The sequence below is a fragment of the Pseudomonas sp. HD57-3 genome (assembly GCF_056113135.1).
Genome location: NZ_CM148568.1, coordinates 4,831,755 through 4,847,181 on the forward strand (window position 1 = coordinate 4,831,755; position 15,427 = coordinate 4,847,181).

A 15,427-nucleotide genomic window follows, 5' to 3' on the forward strand; every position below is an offset into this window, starting at 1 on the left:
TAATTATTCGAAAGGCGACCCGTGGATCGCCCGTATCAGTTACTCGCGCGGCACCAGGTCCAGGCACACCGAGTTGATGCAATAACGCAGGCCGGTCGGCGGCGGACCGTCAGGGAATACGTGGCCCAGGTGCGCATCGCACTTGGCGCATTTCACTTCGGTGCGGATCATGCCGTGGCTGGTGTCACGGATTTCGGTCATGGCGCTCTCGCCGATCGGCGCGTAGAAGCTTGGCCAGCCGCAACCGGAATCGAATTTGGTCTTGGAATCGAACAACGGCTCGCTGCAGCAGACGCAGTGATAGATACCGTCAGTCTTGGTAGCGTTGTATTTACCGGAGAACGGTCGCTCGGTAGCACTGAGACGGCACACGTTGTATTGCTCGGGGTCGAGCATCGCCCGCCATTCTTCCAGGGTCTTTTCAATCTTTTCCATCATCACACCTCAGCGGCTGAAAAAGCCCGATCTGTACCTTTTCCACGGATCGGGCGGCACGTATGATTGCGCCTCGTCACACGCCAGTCTGGCAGCGGGTTCCTGCGCATTCAAACGGATTGTTGGAAACCGCCGCTCGAGACACTTGCCTGTGTGAAGACGCAGGATTCCCAGCACGGTTGTCCACCCGCCGCCTGGATCGTTCATTTTCGGGATCACATCGCCATGCAGTTCAGCAAATCGAACAAGCTCGCCAACGTCTGCTACGACATTCGCGGCCCGGTGCTCAAGCACGCCAAACGCCTGGAAGAGGAAGGCCATCGCATCCTCAAGCTGAACATCGGCAACCCGGCGCCCTTTGGTTTCGAAGCGCCGGACGAAATTCTCCAGGATGTGATCCGCAACCTGCCGACCGCCCAGGGCTACAGCGATTCCAAAGGCCTGTTCAGCGCGCGCAAGGCGGTGATGCAGTACTACCAGCAGAAGCAGGTCGAAGGTGTCGGCATCGAGGACATCTACCTGGGCAACGGCGTGTCCGAGCTGATCGTGATGTCGCTGCAGGCACTGCTCAACAACGGCGACGAAGTGCTGGTGCCGGCGCCGGACTACCCGCTGTGGACCGCAGCCGTGAGCCTGGCCGGCGGTAACGCGGTGCATTACCTGTGCGACGAGGGCGCCGACTGGTTCCCGGACCTGGCCGACATCAAGGCCAAGATCACCCCGAACACCAAGGCGATGGTGATCATCAACCCGAACAACCCGACCGGTGCGGTGTATTCGAAGGAAGTGCTGCTGGGCATGCTGGAACTGGCCCGCCAGCACAACCTGGTGGTGTTCTCCGACGAGATCTACGACAAGATTCTCTACGACGACGCCGTGCACATCTGCACCGCTTCGCTGGCACCGGACCTGCTGTGCCTGACCTTCAACGGTCTGTCCAAGTCGTATCGCGTGGCGGGTTTCCGCTCGGGCTGGATCGCCATTTCCGGGCCGAAACACAACGCTCACAGCTACATCGAAGGCATCGACATGCTGGCCAACATGCGTCTGTGCGCCAACGTGCCGAGCCAGCATGCAATTCAGACCGCACTCGGCGGCTATCAGAGCATCAATGATCTGGTGCTGCCGCAAGGTCGCCTGCTGGAACAGCGCAACCGCACCTGGGAACTGCTCAACGACATTCCCGGCGTGAGCTGCGTGAAGCCGATGGGCGCGCTGTACGCGTTCCCGAAAATCGACCCGAAAGTCTGCCCGATCCACAACGACGAGAAATTCGTGCTCGACCTGCTGCTCTCCGAGAAGCTGCTGGTGGTGCAAGGCACGGCGTTCAACTGGCCGTGGCCTGACCACTTCCGAGTGGTCACGCTGCCACGGGTCGATGACCTGGACATGGCCATCGGTCGCATCGGCAACTTCCTCAAGTCCTACCGCCAGTAACCGGCGCTCAGTGCGCAACGGCCCGAACGTTGCGCACTGTCTGATTCAGCAACACTTCTGCTCCGCCCCTCCTCCAGCACCTTCTACACTTTCGACTCATACAAATCATGCGTGCCTGACGCAATGAGACCGGGTGCCGCGTGCCTGTCATCCATAGCGGATTCGGCGGTGGGAAATGTCCCATGCCCGACGAATCCGGTGTAGGACACAGTTTGAAATAGTCACTCGGTTGAATCGCCAGGTGCAGCACCTTATATACCCCGCAGTACGCTACATCTTTAGCTTGAGGAGATTTCTACAACCATGATGCGCATCCTGCTGTTTTTGGCCACTAACCTGGCGGTCGTGCTGATAGCCAGCATCACCCTGAGCCTTTTCGGCTTCAACGGGTTCATGGCGGCCAACGGGGTTGATCTCAACCTCAGTCAGCTGCTGGTCTTCTGTGCAGTCTTTGGTTTCGCCGGTTCCCTGTTCTCGCTGTTCATCTCCAAGTGGATGGCGAAGATGAGCACCAGCACCCAGATCATCACCCAGCCACGCACCCGCCACGAACAATGGCTGCTGCAAACCGTCGAGCAACTGTCCCGGGAAGCCGGGATCAAGATGCCTGAAGTCGGGATTTTCCCGGCCTATGAGGCGAACGCCTTCGCCACCGGCTGGAACAAGAACGATGCACTGGTCGCGGTCAGCCAGGGCTTGCTCGAGCGTTTCAAGGAAGACGAAGTGCGGGCCGTGCTGGCCCACGAGATCGGCCACGTGGCCAACGGCGACATGGTCACCCTGGCGTTGATCCAGGGCGTGGTGAACACCTTCGTGATGTTCTTTGCACGGATCATCGGCAACTTTGTCGACAAGGTGATCTTCAAGAACGAAGAAGGTCAGGGCATGGCCTACTACATCGCGACCATTTTCGCCGAACTGGTGCTGGGCATTCTGGCCAGCGCGATCGTGATGTGGTTCTCGCGCAAACGCGAGTTCCGTGCCGACGATGCCGGTGCCCGCCTGGCCGGTACCGGCGCGATGATCAACGCATTGCAACGTCTGCGCGCCGAACAGGGCCTGCCGGTGCACATGCCTGACACCCTGAACGCCTTCGGCATCAACGGTGGCATCAAACAAGGGTTCGCCCGCATGTTCATGAGCCACCCGCCGCTGGAAGAGCGTATCGACGCCCTGCGTCGTCGCGGTTGATCAAACCGGCGCACCAACCAAAAGGCCCGCAGTGATGCGGGCCTTTTTTGTTGTACCTGTTACTGAGGGGTCAGGCGGTACACCCGTTCTTCCAGCCGTGTCACACCCGCCTGCAGGAACTTCCCGCTTTCGCTCAGCACGTCCTGTTCTTCCAGCGCCTGCACCGCCCAGTCGCCACCGAGCAGCTGCTGCACCTCGGCATCTATCACCGCAAACGGCGGCCCGGGCATCTGAGCCTGATCGTAATCCAGCGTGATCAGCAAACCACGCAGACCCGTCGGCAGGATGCTCAACAAATGCGCCGCATAGCGCTCACGCATTGGCGCCGGCAAGGCGATCAGCGCCGCCCGGTCATACAGCGCGGTGCAACCGGCCACATCAGCCGCCGTCAGCGAAAAGAAATCCCCGCACCACAACTCGATCGCGCCAGCGCGATAAACCTTGAAGTCGCCCTGCTCGATCACCTGCGGCTGCAATTGCTGCTCAAGAAAGAAGTCTTCCACAGCCTTCTCCGACAGCTCGACACCGAGCACCTGGTGACCACAGCCGGCAAGCCACAGCAGATCCAGACTTTTACCGCACAACGGCACCAACACACGCGCTTGCGCCGGGATGGCCAGATCGGGCCAGTGCCGCTGCAAATACGGGTTCACCTCAGGCTGGTGAAAGCCGATCTGGTTCGATTCCCACTTCTTGTGCCAAAACTCCGGCTGCATGCATCCTCCTAAGAATTCGATCAAAAGGCTTTAAAACTTATATTGGAATTAGATAATGAACTGACTGAAGATGAGCCATCTTAACGCTCAGGAACCCTTCCATGTTTCCCAGCCTGTTTATCTCTCACGGCTCGCCCATGCTGGCGCTGGAGCCCGGCGCCAGCGGCCCGGCCCTGGCGCGGCTGGCGGCCGAACTGCCACGCCCGAAAGCCATCGTCATCGTTTCCGCCCATTGGGAAAGCCATGAGCTGCTGGTCAGCAGCCATGCGCAACCGGAAACCTGGCATGACTTCGGTGGCTTCCCCCGTGCGCTGTTTGAAGTTCAGTACCCGGCACCGGGCAATCCGCAACTGGCCCGCGAGGTTGCCGACCTGCTGACCGCCAACGACCTGCCCGCACGTCTCGATCCACAACGACCGTTCGATCACGGCGTGTGGGTTCCGCTGTCGCTGATGTACCCGCAGGCCGATATCCCGGTGGTTCAGGTTTCCCTGCCCAGCCGTGGCGGCCCGGCCTTGCAGAACCGCGTCGGTCAGGCGCTGGCCAGTCTGCGCGATCAAGGCATTCTGTTGATCGGCTCCGGCAGCATCACCCACAACCTGCGGGAGCTGGACTGGCACGCCGGCCCGGAAAGCGTCGAGCCGTGGGCCCGGGAATTCCGCGACTGGATAGTCGACAGGCTCGCCGCCAACGACGAAGCCGCCCTGCACGATTACCGCCAGCAGGCACCGAACGCCGTGCGCAGCCATCCAAGTGATGAACATCTGCTACCGCTGTACTTTGCCCGCGGCGCTGGCAGTGATTTCAGCATCGCCCATCAAGGTTTCACCATGGGCGCGCTGGGCATGGACATCTACCGCTTCGGCTGAGCTGCTCATTCCCGACTCAAATCGCAGGCAAAAAAAATCCCCGAACCAGTCGGGGATTTTTTATGTTCGATCAATCAGCCCAGAGGCGGATCAATCTTCGCGGTAGCGACGCAGTTTCAGCTGCTTACCGGCAACGCGAGTGTCCTTCAGCTTGGTCAGGAGTTTGTCCAGACCATCTTCCGGCAGCTCGACGAGGCTGAAGCTGTCACGCACCTGGATGCGACCGATGGCTTCACGTGCCAGACCACCTTCGTTGAGGATGGCGCCCAGCAGGTTTTTCGCCGCGATACCGTCACGCGCGCCCAGCGCGGTACGGCAACGGGCACGGCCTTCGCCCAAAGGCATTGGCGCACGACGCTCGCGGTCACCACGGTCCGGACGATCACCGGAACGCTCAGGACGGTCGCCACGCGGTGCGCTGTTCGGCACCAGTGGACGTTCCTTCTCGATCGCTGCCAGGTTCAGCGCCTGACCATTGGTGGCCTTGCGCAGCAGTGCGGCAGCCAGGGCGCGTGGGGTGCAACCGATATCGGCGGTCAGGCGATCCAGCAGATCACCGTGAGTCGATTCGGCGTCAGCCACCAGCGGCGACAGGCTGTTGGTCAGTTTCTTGATGCGGGCATCAAGAACGGCCTGGGCGTCCGGCAGACGCACTTCGGCAACTTTCTGACCGGTCACACGCTCGATTACCTGCAGCATGCGGCGCTCACGTGGCGTCACCAGCAGCAGCGCGCGGCCTTCGCGACCGGCACGGCCGGTACGGCCGATACGGTGCACGTAGGATTCCGGATCGTACGGCATGTCCACGTTGAACACGTGGGTGATGCGCGGAACGTCCAGACCACGGGCGGCAACGTCGGTCGCTACAACGATGTCCAGACGGCCATCTTTCAGCGAGTCGATGACGCGCTCACGCTGGTTCTGGGCGATGTCGCCGTTCAACGCTGCGGCTTTGTAGCCTTTGGCGTCGAGGGCGCTGGCCAGATCCAGGGTCGCTTGCTTGGTGCGCACGAACATGATCAGAGCGTCGAAATCTTCCACTTCCAGCAAGCTGAGAACGGCAGAAGTCTTCTGGTCAGCGTGAACCAACAGGTGAGCCTGTTCGATTGCGGTAACGGTCTGGGTCTTGCTCTGGATCTTCACGTGCTTTGGATCGCGCAGGTGACGCTCGGCGATGGCACGGATCGATTGCGGCAGGGTCGCCGAGAACAATACGGTCTGACGGGTTTCCGGCATGGCCTTGAAGATGACTTCGAGGTCGTCCATGAAGCCCAGTTTGAGCATTTCGTCTGCTTCGTCGAGAACCAGGTGGTTCACGGTCTGCAGCACTTTTTCGTCGCGACGCAGGTGGTCGCACAGACGGCCCGGAGTGGCGACAACGATCTGTGCGCCATTACGGATTGCTTTCAATTGTGGGCCCATCGGCGCGCCGCCGTAGACAGCCACAACAGTCACGCCCGGCATTTGCTTGGCGTAGGTTTCGAAAGCGGTTGCAACTTGCAGCGCCAACTCACGAGTTGGGGCCAGGATCAGAGCTTGCGGCTCGCGCTTGGACGGATCAATGCGGTGCAGGATAGGCAGGGCAAAGGCAGCGGTTTTACCGGTACCGGTTTGCGCCTGACCAATCATATCGTGACCGGCGAGGATGATCGGGATCGACTGCTGCTGAATGGCCGAAGGCTCTTCATAGCCGGTAGCGACTACTGCAGCGACAATATTGGGATGAAGTTCAAGAGCGGCGAAGCCGCCGATTTCCTGGGTCATGGGTCTGCCTCTAAGTGCATCCGCAAAGACCCATGCTCCAAAGCTGCACATGCCGTGTTGAGACTCAAGAGTCGCCCTGGCAGCTTTGTCGGCGGGGATTTGCGAAAACGAATGAATGAAAAAGAATCGTCAAGGAAGAGCCCGCAGTGCGGACGTGCAGCCGAAGCTGACTTCGGGGAATTGCGCTACCTAAACGCGGCCCGGTTAAAGGCCGGCGCGCACTATACCGGAATTTGCCCAAAAAGGGAGCTTTTTTTATCGGCGAAATACAGTTGTCACCGCTGTGTAACGGGGTTTTGCGGATAATCGGGCAAAGGTCTATTTTTCAAAGACCCCGGCCCTGCGGGCGATGGCGCTTAAACGATTCACCGACGTGCGGCATCTGGTCGCTGCACCCTTTCTTCCCCTGCGAGGAAACACCCATGAATCAGCCCTGCCCCGGCCGCGTGAGCCGTGCGCGCCACGGTCACGTGCATTTGATCGGCCTGGACCGCGCCGCCAAGCGCAATGCCTTCGACCTCGACCTGCTCAACGACCTGGCCCTGGCCTACGGCGAATTCGAGGCCGACAGTGACGCACGGGTGGCGGTGGTGTTCGGGCACGGCGAACATTTCACCGCCGGGCTCGATCTGGTCAACGCCAGTTCCGCCCTCGCCCAAGGCTGGCAGGTACCGCCCGGTGGTTGCGATCCCTGGGGCGTGTTCGTCGGGCCACGGGTCAGCAAACCGGTGATCGTGGCCGCGCAGGGTTATTGCCTGACCATCGGTATCGAATTGATGCTCGCTGCCGACATCAACCTGTGCGCCAGCAACACTCGTTTCGCGCAGATGGAAGTACAGCGCGGGATCTTTCCGTTCGGCGGTGCGACATTGCGCTTTCATCAGATCGCCGGCTGGGGCAACGCGATGCGCTGGCTGCTGACCGGTGACGAGTTCGATGCCCATGATGCGCTACGCTTGGGCCTGGTGCAGGAAGTCATGGCCAGCGAAGATCTGCTGCCGCGTGCCATCGAACTGGCCGAGCGCATCGCCCGGCAGGCGCCGCTTGGCGTGCAGGCGACGCTGATGTCGGCGCGTCAGGCGCGCTATGAAGGAGAAACTGCGGCGGCTAAGAGCTTGCCGCCACTGGTGAAGAAGTTGCTGGCCACTGAAGACGCCAAGGAAGGTGTGCGCTCGCTGGTGGAGCGCAGGCCTGGCGTTTTCAAAGGCCTTTGAAGATCAGGTCGCCGGACGGATGCAGTTGATCAACGCCTGCAACGAGTAACCCAGCTTCGGCGCCAGCGCTTCAGCCCGGGCGGTCAGCGCCTGCATGTCCAGCACCTGATCAAGATCTGCCGGCACGAGCAGAATCACGTTGCCCTCCTTCACCGGCAGTTCCCAGTAATGCCGGTGATAGAGCCCGCGCAGCAGCGCCGCGCCCAAGGGTTTGCCGTCATCGGTGGCCCATTGGTTGATCACCAGCCAGCCGCCAGGATTCAGACGTTTCTGACAGTCACCGAGGAAATTCCACGCAAGATGCCCGGCGCCGGGGCCGACATCGGTGTAAAGGTCGACGAAGATCAGATCCGCAGGTTCAGCGGTCGGCAGCAGTTCGAGGGCATCGCCGACGCGGATGTACAGCCGTGGATCGTCATCCAGCCCGAGGTATTCGATGGCCAGACGCGGTACATCCGGGCGCAGCTCGATGGCTTCGACATCTTCCAGCGGCAAAAACTTGAGGCAGGCCTGGGTCAGCGTCCCAGCGCCCAGCCCGAGAAACAGTGCGCTCTCCGGTTGCTCATGGCACAACGCGCCGATCAGCATCGCCCGGGTGTAGTCGTACTCCAGCCAGCTCGGGTCGGCGGTAAACACGCAGCTTTGCTCGATGGCATCGCCGAACTCCAGAAAGCGGTAGTCGGCCACTTCCAGCACGCGAATCACGCCGAACTCATCCTGTACCTCGGCGAGCAACAGCTCGACGCGCTCCTCAGTCATTTCGTCTCCTGGTGGTCACCGGGCGCGGTGACGCGATGGCACCGCTGTGGTGCCGTGGCAAAGCGGCGATTGTCGGCGAAGCGGCGGGAGCAGGTCACGCACTAATTGCTGCTAACATGGCCGTCCGTGCGTAGAACCTTAGAGACCGTGATGAGCCAACCCTGGAGCCCTGACAGCTGGCGCGCCCTGCCGATCCAGCAACAACCCCAATACCCCGACGCCGCGCATCTGCGCCAGGTCGAGCAGACGCTGGCCAGCTACCCGCCATTGGTGTTTGCCGGCGAAGCGCGCGAGCTGCGCCGTCAGTTTGCCGAAGTCACCCAGGGCCGAGCATTCCTGCTGCAGGGCGGCGATTGCGCGGAAAGCTTCGCCGAGTTCTCCGCCGCGAAGATTCGCGACACTTTTAAAGTGTTGCTGCAAATGGCGATCGTCATGACCTTCGCCGCCGGCTGCCCGGTGGTCAAAGTCGGGCGCATGGCCGGTCAGTTCGCCAAGCCGCGCTCGGCCAACGACGAGACCATCGACGGCGTGACCCTGCCGGCCTACCGGGGCGACATCGTCAACGGCATCGGTTTCGACTCGGCCAGCCGCGTACCGGATCCGGAGCGTCTGCTGCAGTCCTATCACCAGTCCACCGCCACCCTCAACCTGCTGCGCGCCTTCGCCCAGGGCGGTTTTGCCGACCTGCATCAGGTGCACAAGTGGAACCTCGATTTCATCGCCAACTCGGCGCTGGCCGAGAAGTACAGCCACCTCGCCGACCGCATCGATGAAACCCTGGCGTTCATGCGCGCCTGCGGCATGGACAGCTCGCCACAACTGCGCGAGACCAGTTTCTTCACCGCCCACGAAGCGCTGCTGCTGAACTACGAAGAAGCCTTCGTACGCCGCGACAGCCTGACCAACGATTACTACGATTGCTCGGCGCACATGCTGTGGATCGGCGACCGCACCCGTCAGCTCGACGGCGCCCACGTCGAATTCCTGCGCGGGGTGAACAACCCGATCGGGGTGAAAGTCGGCCCGAGCATGAATCCCGACGACCTGATCCGCCTGATCGACGTGCTCAACCCGGACAACGATCCGGGCCGTCTGAACCTGATCGCGCGGATGGGCGCGAACAAGGTCGGTGATCACCTGCCGGCGCTGATCCGTGCGGTGCAGCGCGAAGGCAAGCAGGTGCTGTGGAGCTCCGACCCGATGCACGGCAACACCATCAAGGCCAGCAGCGGCTACAAGACCCGCGACTTCGCGCAGATTCTTGGCGAGGTGAAGCAGTTCTTCCAGGTTCACGAAGCGGAGGGCAGCTACGCCGGCGGGATCCACATCGAGATGACCGGGCAGAACGTCACCGAGTGCATCGGTGGCGCACGGCCAATCACTGAAGATGGCTTGTCGGATCGTTATCACACCCACTGCGACCCACGGATGAATGCCGATCAGTCGCTGGAACTGGCGTTCTTGATCGCCGAGACGTTGAAACAGGTAAAACGCTAAATTGCGAGGGCGCTGACTCAGTCAATTTGAGTCAGCGCCATCCGCAACCTCCCTGCACTTTCCCGCTGACAATTGAGCTGCACCTGCTCCAGCCCCAACCAGTCCGCCATGCGCCGCAGGTTCAGCGCCAGCGCCAGCATCCCCGCGTCATCCAGCCCCGTTTCTTCCTCGTGCACCGCATGCACTGCCAGGCGCCCTGCCGCCCGTTCGGCGCGCAGGTCAACCCGCGCGGCAATCCGTTCGTTGTGCAGGAACGGCAACACGTAATAGCCGTAGACACGTTTGTCCTGCGGCGTATAAATCTCCAGCCGATAGCGGAAGTCGAACAGCCGCTCGGTCCGGCTGCGTTCCCAGATCAGTGAGTCGAACGGCGACAGCAATGCACTGGCCTCGACCTTGCGCGGGATTTTCGGCTCGGGCAGGCAATAGGCGATCTGGCGCCAACCGGCGACTTCGCAGGTCAGCAGTTGTCCGTCCTCGACCAGTTCGGCCAGACGCGGGCGGGCATCGGAAGGATTCAGTCGGAAATAATCACGCAGGTCTTTTTCCGTGCCGACACCCAGCGCCTGCGCTGCATGCAGCAGCAAACCGCGCTGCGCCTCGGCTTCATCGGGCAATGGCTGTTGCAGCACGGAAACCGGAATCACCCGTTCCGGCAAGTCATACAAACGCTCGAAGCCACGCCGTCCGGCGACGGTGACTTCGCCGGCGGCGAACAGCCATTCCAGTGCGTGCTTTTCCGCGCTCCAGTCCCACCATGGCCCGGCCTTTTCCTCGCGGGTCGACAGGCTGCCAGCGCCCAATGCGCCCTGCTCTTCGACCGACGCCAGCACCCGGCGAATGGTGTCCTGTTGCTCCCGGCCGAACCGCGCCAGTTGCTGATAGATGTCCTCACCGCGCCTGGCCCGCTGCATGCGCCAGCCCATCAACGGGTACATCGACAGCGGCAGCAACGACGCCTCATGGCCCCAGTATTCGAACAGCGAACGACGTCGCCCCGAACTCCAGGCAGCCTGATCGAGCAAGTCAGCAGAATAGGAACCGAGACGGGAGAACAGCGACAGGTAGTGCGAGCGCACCACGGCGTTGACGGAGTCGATCTGCAACAGGCCGAGACGTTCGATCAGCCGGTTGACGTGCATCGCCTTGACAGCCGGCGGCTGGCGCCCGTGAAACCCTTGGGCAGCCAGTGCCAGACGTCGAGCCTGTTTAAGGGAAAAGGACAATGTCGCGGGCATGTGTACCTCCATGTCTGCTCGCAACCTACCTCACTACAAAGGGGTTTGTGTAGCGATGGCCTCATCATTTATGCATCGGATCGTCCCAGAACGGCCGAATCGCTTCGTGCTCGACATCGGCACGGCTGACCCCGATGTCCTTCAACGCTTCGTCGCTCAGACTGGCAAGCAACTCGCGTTCGCGGTGAAGTTCGTACCAGCGGCTAAACTTGTGCAGCAGATCGGAAATCAGATGGACCGGCACTCTTTCATCGCTCACATACAGTTTTTGACCTTTCATCGTGTTGCCCTCCTTTAGGGATGGCTCAAGTCTCGCGCCGGGGCTACGATCAATCCAACGAATGTTTCTGATGGCATGCATCACGGAGATTCATCAATTGTCGGCATACCCCAGTATCGATACCGATGTCCTGCGCACCTTTGTCGCGATTGCCGATCAGGGCGGTTTCACCCGTGCCGGCGAAATGGTCAACCGCACCCAATCGGCGGTGAGCATGCAGATGAAGCGTCTGGAAGAAGATGTTTTGCAGCGCCAGTTGTTCGAGCGCGACGGGCGTCAGGTGCGCCTGACCGCCGAAGGCCAGGTACTGCTCGGTTACGCGCGGCGCATCCTGAAATTGCACAGTGAAGTGTTCAACACCCTGCGCGAGCCGCACATGGTCGGCACGGTGCGGATCGGCACGCCGGACGATTACGTGATGCGATTCCTGCCGGGGATCCTGTCGCGCTTTGCCCAGTTCTATCCGCTGATCCAGATCGAAGTGCACTGCGAGTCGACCAAGCAATTGCTGCAACGCACGGATCTCGATCTGTCGATCGTTACCCGCGAGCCGGGCAATGAAATCGGCCAGTTGCTGCGCAAGGAGCGCTTCGTCTGGGCCGAGGCGCAGAATTTCAGCGCCCACGAGCAGACGCCGTTGCCACTGGCGATGTTCAACAGTGATTGTTTCTGCCGCCTGTGGGCCTGCAATGCGCTGGACGCGATGGGCCGCGAATACCGGATCGCCTACAACAGCACCAGCCTGTCAGCGTTGATGGCGGTGGTGAGCGCGGGTCTGGCGATCACCGCGCAACTGGAAAGCCTGATCACCCCGGATCTGCGCATTCTCGGCGCCGCCGAAGATCTGCCGCTGTTGCCCGAGGCCAGCATCATGCTGATCCGCAACCTCAACAATCCCTCGCCGATCACCGAATGCCTGGCCGAGCACATCGTCGAAGGCTTCAAACTTTAAAGGCGAGCATCACCGCGCACAGCACCAGGAACCCGCAGAACAGCCCGCGCAGGAGTTTTTCCGGCATCGCGTGGGCCACTTTCACGCCCCAGCTGATGCTGGCCAGACCGCCGATGGCCAGCGGCAGACCGATCATCCAGTCCACTTCGTGGTGCACCGCGTACGTCACCAGCGTGACTCCGGTACTCGGCAGCGCCAATGCCAGCGACAGCCCCTGAGCGACCACCTGAGTGGTGCCGAACAGGCTGGTCAGCACCGGCGTCGCCACCACCGCCCCGCCGACACCGAACAAACCGCCCATGGTGCCCGACGCCGCGCCGAGCACGCCCAGCCACGGCCATGAATAACGCATCTCGGAAGTCGCTGCCGGACGCGCGCCAAACATGCGCACCAGATTGTAGGCCGACAACGCCACGAGGAACGCGACAAACCCGATGCGCATGGTTTGCGCGTCGATGCCCACGGCCCAGATCGAGCCGATCCACGCAAAGCAGAATCCCATCACTGCCAGCGGCAACGCATGGCGGAGTTCGATGCGGTTGCGCTGGTGATAACGCCACAACGCCAGCATCACGTTCGGTACCACCATCACCAGCGCCGTGCCTTGGGCGATCTGCTGATCGAGCCCGAACCACACGCCCAGCAGCGGAATGGCGATCAGCCCGCCACCAATGCCGAATATCCCACCTAATGTGCCAAGGGCGGCGCCAAACAACAGGTACAGCAAAAACTCGATCACAGCAGAATTCCTCATACGTCAGGCGACTCATCCTACGCAGTCGGCGCTGGCACGGAAACGCACAGCAACGCACAATGGCTGTGCCAAATCCGCATAGGCACTGAGCTGATTCATGAATCCTAATCAATTGACCGAACAACTCGGGTTGTTTCTCGATGTACTCGAGAGCGGCAGCTTTTCTGCGGCTTCGCGCCGGCATCCGCTGACGCCCTCCGCCGTTGCCCGGCGCATCGACAGTCTGGAAAGTGCTGTCGGCAGCCAATTGTTCATCCGCAGCACGCATGCGGTGCGCGCCACGCCGGCCGGTCTGGCTTTTGCCGAACGAGCGCGGCGCATCGTGGCGGAGTTGCAACTGGCACGGGCTGAAGCGGTGTCCCTGAGCAGCGCGCCGGAGGGTCTGATTCGGGTGGATGCGCCGGCAGCGTTCGGGCGTCGGCATCTGGCGCCGGTGATTGCCGATTTTCTGGTGCTGTATCCGGGCCTCGATGTGCAACTGCATCTGATCGACAGCTTCGTCGATATGGACGGTTCGAACCTGGGCAAGGTCGATCTGGTGTTGCGCGCCGGGCAAATGGCCGACACCCGGTTGGTGGCCACACCGTTGGCGAGCATGGTGCGTATCGCCTGCGCCAGCCCTGACTATCTCAAGCGTCGGGGCGTTCCGAGCGAGCCAGCCCAATTGGGAGAACATGACGGTCTGGATTGGGACGGCCTTGCCCCGCCCTTCGCCTGGCGCTTCGAACAGGACGGGCAGATGCAATTGCACCGCCCGGCGCGGGTACGCATGAGCGCGAACAACGCTGAGGCGCTGGTTTGCGGTGCACTCGCAGGACTCGGGATCGCACATCTGCCGACCTGGCTGGCCAGCGAATACCTGTTGCGTGGCGAGTTGCTGCCGCTGTTTTGTGAAAACGGCCTGCCAAAACCGGAAAGCACCGGCATCTATGCTTTGCGACTGGAGCAACAGGCCAGCTCCCGCAGCCGCCTGCTGCTGGAATACCTCAAGACCCGGTTCAGCCCCGTGCCGCCGTGGGATCTGGCCCTGCAACGGGAACTGGGCCGGCACTGACCGACTCGCCACCGGGCACAATTGTCTGGCGCATTAAAGATTCGAGCGCTAGATTCATCTGCATCACCGTTCAAGGCACCGACATGACCACCACCCGCGACACCACCGATCACTGCGAAGACCTGCTGCTCGACAATCAGGCCTGCTTCGCCCTGCATTCCACTTCGCTGATGATGACCAAGGTCTACAAGCCGCTGTTGCAAGCGCTTGGCCTGACGTATCCGCAATACCTGGCGATGATGGTGCTGTGGGAGAAGGATGGTTTGACCGTCGGAGAAATCAGCACGCGTCTGCTGACCGATCCTGGCTCGCTGACCCCGCTGCTCAAACGTCTGGAAGGTGAAGGTTTGCTCAGCCGAACCCGCAGCCGTGAGGATGAGCGTGTGGTGATCGTCGAATTGACCGCACAGGGCCGCGCCTTGAAAGACAAGGCTCGAACCGTTCCACAGTGCATCCTGGGGGCCAGTGGCTTCACCCTGGAACGTCTGCAAAATCTGCAAGCCGAGTTGCAGGCCTTGCGTGGTCATTTGCAGGACAGCCTCGCTTAACACTCCCCCCTTCCCTGTGGGCGCAGCCTTGCGCCTGCAGGCGAATCGCACCTTCCCCGCTGATCCCCGAAAAAATTCTTCCTCACGTTTCACATTAAAAAACTTTCTATATCAAAGGCTTGAGATCAAGAACCCGCCCGATCCAAGTGCCGATTCGCGCTTTCTTCAAAAATTTATCTTGCGCACTAAATATTAGCGAAGTACATTTACTTCGCACCTAGTTAGCGCGCAAACAATTAGCGCAACAAACCACACTTAATGAGGCTCACACCATGCAAACTCTCTATACCGCAATCGCAACCTCCACTGGCGGCCGTGACGGTCGTGCGATCTCCAGCGACAACATCCTCGACGTCAAACTCGCCACTCCGAAAGAACTCGGCGGTGCCGGCGGCGCGGCTACCAACCCTGAGCAACTGTTCGCCGCCGGCTACTCGGCCTGCTTCATCGGCGCCCTGAAATTCGTCGCCAGCCAGACCAAACGCAAAATCCCGGACGACGCCTCGATCACCGCTCACGTCGGCATCGGCCAGATTCCTGGCGGCTTCGGTCTGGACATCGACCTGCATATCAGCCTGCCGGGCCTGGAACAGGCTGACGCACAAAGCCTGGTCGACGCGGCCCACCAGGTCTGCCCGTACTCCAACGCCACTCGCGGCAACGTCGATGTGCGTCTGCACGTCACCGTGTAATCACTGACACTCAGGCCCGTACAGGAA

At 61.2% G+C, this 15,427-nt stretch carries 16 protein-coding genes; 9 read left to right on the forward strand and 7 right to left on the reverse strand.

All coding sequences use genetic code 11. The features are described 5' to 3' along the window. Positions 1 to 39: 39 nt before the first annotated feature. A complete protein-coding gene (gene msrB, locus AC0R79_RS21775; protein WP_007955712.1) occupies positions 40 to 435 on the reverse strand; it encodes a peptide-methionine (R)-S-oxide reductase MsrB in 396 nt (131 codons plus the stop codon). A gap of 225 nt (positions 436 to 660) precedes the next feature. On the opposite strand from msrB, the gene AC0R79_RS21780 reads away from it, so the two are divergent. Together AC0R79_RS21780 and htpX are read left to right on the forward strand one after the other, a co-directional pair. Further along, positions 661 to 1,872 carry a pyridoxal phosphate-dependent aminotransferase gene (locus AC0R79_RS21780; protein WP_007955711.1) on the forward strand — a complete coding sequence of 404 codons (1,212 nt, stop codon included), beginning with the start codon at positions 661 to 663 and terminating at the stop codon, positions 1,870 to 1,872. A 303-nt stretch (positions 1,873 to 2,175) separates the two neighbouring features. Beyond that, the gene (gene htpX / locus AC0R79_RS21785; protein ID WP_007955710.1) at positions 2,176 to 3,063 is read left to right on the forward strand and encodes a protease HtpX; all 888 of its coding nucleotides are present in this window, start codon (positions 2,176 to 2,178) and stop codon (positions 3,061 to 3,063) included. A 59-nt stretch (positions 3,064 to 3,122) separates the two neighbouring features. Here the strand turns inward: htpX and AC0R79_RS21790 are convergent, their stop codons facing one another. Continuing rightward, entirely contained in the window at positions 3,123 to 3,779 is a 657-nt protein-coding gene (locus AC0R79_RS21790; RefSeq protein ID WP_474731670.1) for a thiopurine S-methyltransferase, read from the reverse strand. 101 nt (positions 3,780 to 3,880) lie between these two features. On the opposite strand from AC0R79_RS21790, the gene AC0R79_RS21795 reads away from it, so the two are divergent. Continuing rightward, positions 3,881 to 4,648, forward strand: a complete 768-nt coding sequence (locus AC0R79_RS21795; protein ID WP_221535303.1) for a DODA-type extradiol aromatic ring-opening family dioxygenase — start codon at positions 3,881 to 3,883, stop codon at positions 4,646 to 4,648. 90 nt (positions 4,649 to 4,738) lie between these two features. Here the strand turns inward: AC0R79_RS21795 and AC0R79_RS21800 are convergent, their stop codons facing one another. Continuing rightward, complete coding sequence (locus AC0R79_RS21800) at positions 4,739 to 6,412, reverse strand: DEAD/DEAH box helicase (RefSeq protein WP_007955707.1); 1,674 nt, start codon at positions 6,410 to 6,412, stop codon at positions 4,739 to 4,741. A 422-nt stretch (positions 6,413 to 6,834) separates the two neighbouring features. On the opposite strand from AC0R79_RS21800, the gene AC0R79_RS21805 reads away from it, so the two are divergent. Beyond that, positions 6,835 to 7,626 (forward strand): crotonase/enoyl-CoA hydratase family protein, encoded by a 792-nt coding sequence (locus AC0R79_RS21805; RefSeq protein WP_007955706.1) that lies wholly within the window; start codon positions 6,835 to 6,837, stop codon positions 7,624 to 7,626. A 3-nt stretch (positions 7,627 to 7,629) separates the two neighbouring features. Here AC0R79_RS21805 and AC0R79_RS21810 read toward each other — a convergent pair whose 3' ends face one another. Then, complete coding sequence (locus tag AC0R79_RS21810) at positions 7,630 to 8,385, reverse strand: spermidine synthase (protein WP_474731671.1); 756 nt, start codon at positions 8,383 to 8,385, stop codon at positions 7,630 to 7,632. Positions 8,386 to 8,535: 150 nt separating this feature from the next. Here AC0R79_RS21810 and AC0R79_RS21815 point away from each other — a divergent pair, with 150 nt between their 5' ends. Further along, on the forward strand, positions 8,536 to 9,882 hold the full coding sequence (locus tag AC0R79_RS21815) for a class II 3-deoxy-7-phosphoheptulonate synthase (RefSeq protein WP_007955704.1): 1,347 nt from the start codon (positions 8,536 to 8,538) through the stop codon (positions 9,880 to 9,882). A 17-nt stretch (positions 9,883 to 9,899) separates the two neighbouring features. Here the strand turns inward: AC0R79_RS21815 and AC0R79_RS21820 are convergent, their stop codons facing one another. After that, positions 9,900 to 11,120, reverse strand: a complete 1,221-nt coding sequence (locus AC0R79_RS21820; protein WP_474731672.1) for a winged helix-turn-helix domain-containing protein — start codon at positions 11,118 to 11,120, stop codon at positions 9,900 to 9,902. A gap of 64 nt (positions 11,121 to 11,184) precedes the next feature. Further along, positions 11,185 to 11,400, reverse strand: coding sequence for a DUF1127 domain-containing protein (locus AC0R79_RS21825; protein WP_085607148.1), 216 nt, complete (start codon positions 11,398 to 11,400; stop codon positions 11,185 to 11,187). A gap of 97 nt (positions 11,401 to 11,497) precedes the next feature. Between AC0R79_RS21825 and AC0R79_RS21830 the strand changes: the two genes are divergently transcribed. Next, positions 11,498 to 12,352 (forward strand): LysR substrate-binding domain-containing protein, encoded by an 855-nt coding sequence (locus AC0R79_RS21830; RefSeq protein WP_007955701.1) that lies wholly within the window; start codon positions 11,498 to 11,500, stop codon positions 12,350 to 12,352. Here AC0R79_RS21830 and AC0R79_RS21835 read toward each other — a convergent pair. Further along, positions 12,342 to 13,091 (reverse strand): sulfite exporter TauE/SafE family protein, encoded by a 750-nt coding sequence (locus AC0R79_RS21835; protein WP_085744971.1) that lies wholly within the window; start codon positions 13,089 to 13,091, stop codon positions 12,342 to 12,344. The two genes, AC0R79_RS21830 and AC0R79_RS21835, sit on opposite strands and share 11 nt — an antisense overlap. Positions 13,092 to 13,203: 112 nt before the next feature. On the opposite strand from AC0R79_RS21835, the gene AC0R79_RS21840 reads away from it, so the two are divergent. From AC0R79_RS21840 to AC0R79_RS21850, 3 genes are all read left to right on the forward strand, one after another. Then, positions 13,204 to 14,160 carry a LysR family transcriptional regulator gene (locus tag AC0R79_RS21840; RefSeq protein WP_096821073.1) on the forward strand — a complete coding sequence of 319 codons (957 nt, stop codon included), beginning with the start codon at positions 13,204 to 13,206 and terminating at the stop codon, positions 14,158 to 14,160. A gap of 83 nt (positions 14,161 to 14,243) precedes the next feature. After that, positions 14,244 to 14,708 (forward strand): MarR family winged helix-turn-helix transcriptional regulator, encoded by a 465-nt coding sequence (locus AC0R79_RS21845; RefSeq protein WP_007955696.1) that lies wholly within the window; start codon positions 14,244 to 14,246, stop codon positions 14,706 to 14,708. A gap of 272 nt (positions 14,709 to 14,980) precedes the next feature. Then, positions 14,981 to 15,400, forward strand: coding sequence for an organic hydroperoxide resistance protein (locus AC0R79_RS21850; protein WP_034155242.1), 420 nt, complete (start codon positions 14,981 to 14,983; stop codon positions 15,398 to 15,400). Positions 15,401 to 15,427: the final 27 nt, after the last annotated feature.

What these genes read in the sequence shown, in the direction of transcription:
- msrB (WP_007955712.1), bottom strand. Translation starts at nt 435, where the DNA reads ATGGAAAAGATTGAAAAGACCCTGGAAGAATGGCGGGCGATGCTCGAC.
- AC0R79_RS21780 (WP_007955711.1), top strand. Translation starts at nt 661, where the DNA reads ATGCAGTTCAGCAAATCGAACAAGCTCGCCAACGTCTGCTACGACATT.
- htpX (WP_007955710.1), top strand. Translation starts at nt 2,176, where the DNA reads ATGATGCGCATCCTGCTGTTTTTGGCCACTAACCTGGCGGTCGTGCTG.
- AC0R79_RS21790 (WP_474731670.1), bottom strand. Translation starts at nt 3,779, where the DNA reads ATGCAGCCGGAGTTTTGGCACAAGAAGTGGGAATCGAACCAGATCGGC.
- AC0R79_RS21795 (WP_221535303.1), top strand. Translation starts at nt 3,881, where the DNA reads ATGTTTCCCAGCCTGTTTATCTCTCACGGCTCGCCCATGCTGGCGCTG.
- AC0R79_RS21800 (WP_007955707.1), bottom strand. Translation starts at nt 6,412, where the DNA reads ATGACCCAGGAAATCGGCGGCTTCGCCGCTCTTGAACTTCATCCCAAT.
- AC0R79_RS21805 (WP_007955706.1), top strand. Translation starts at nt 6,835, where the DNA reads ATGAATCAGCCCTGCCCCGGCCGCGTGAGCCGTGCGCGCCACGGTCAC.
- AC0R79_RS21810 (WP_474731671.1), bottom strand. Translation starts at nt 8,385, where the DNA reads ATGACTGAGGAGCGCGTCGAGCTGTTGCTCGCCGAGGTACAGGATGAG.
- AC0R79_RS21815 (WP_007955704.1), top strand. Translation starts at nt 8,536, where the DNA reads ATGAGCCAACCCTGGAGCCCTGACAGCTGGCGCGCCCTGCCGATCCAG.
- AC0R79_RS21820 (WP_474731672.1), bottom strand. Translation starts at nt 11,120, where the DNA reads ATGCCCGCGACATTGTCCTTTTCCCTTAAACAGGCTCGACGTCTGGCA.
- AC0R79_RS21825 (WP_085607148.1), bottom strand. Translation starts at nt 11,400, where the DNA reads ATGAAAGGTCAAAAACTGTATGTGAGCGATGAAAGAGTGCCGGTCCAT.
- AC0R79_RS21840 (WP_096821073.1), top strand. Translation starts at nt 13,204, where the DNA reads ATGAATCCTAATCAATTGACCGAACAACTCGGGTTGTTTCTCGATGTA.
- AC0R79_RS21845 (WP_007955696.1), top strand. Translation starts at nt 14,244, where the DNA reads ATGACCACCACCCGCGACACCACCGATCACTGCGAAGACCTGCTGCTC.
- AC0R79_RS21850 (WP_034155242.1), top strand. Translation starts at nt 14,981, where the DNA reads ATGCAAACTCTCTATACCGCAATCGCAACCTCCACTGGCGGCCGTGAC.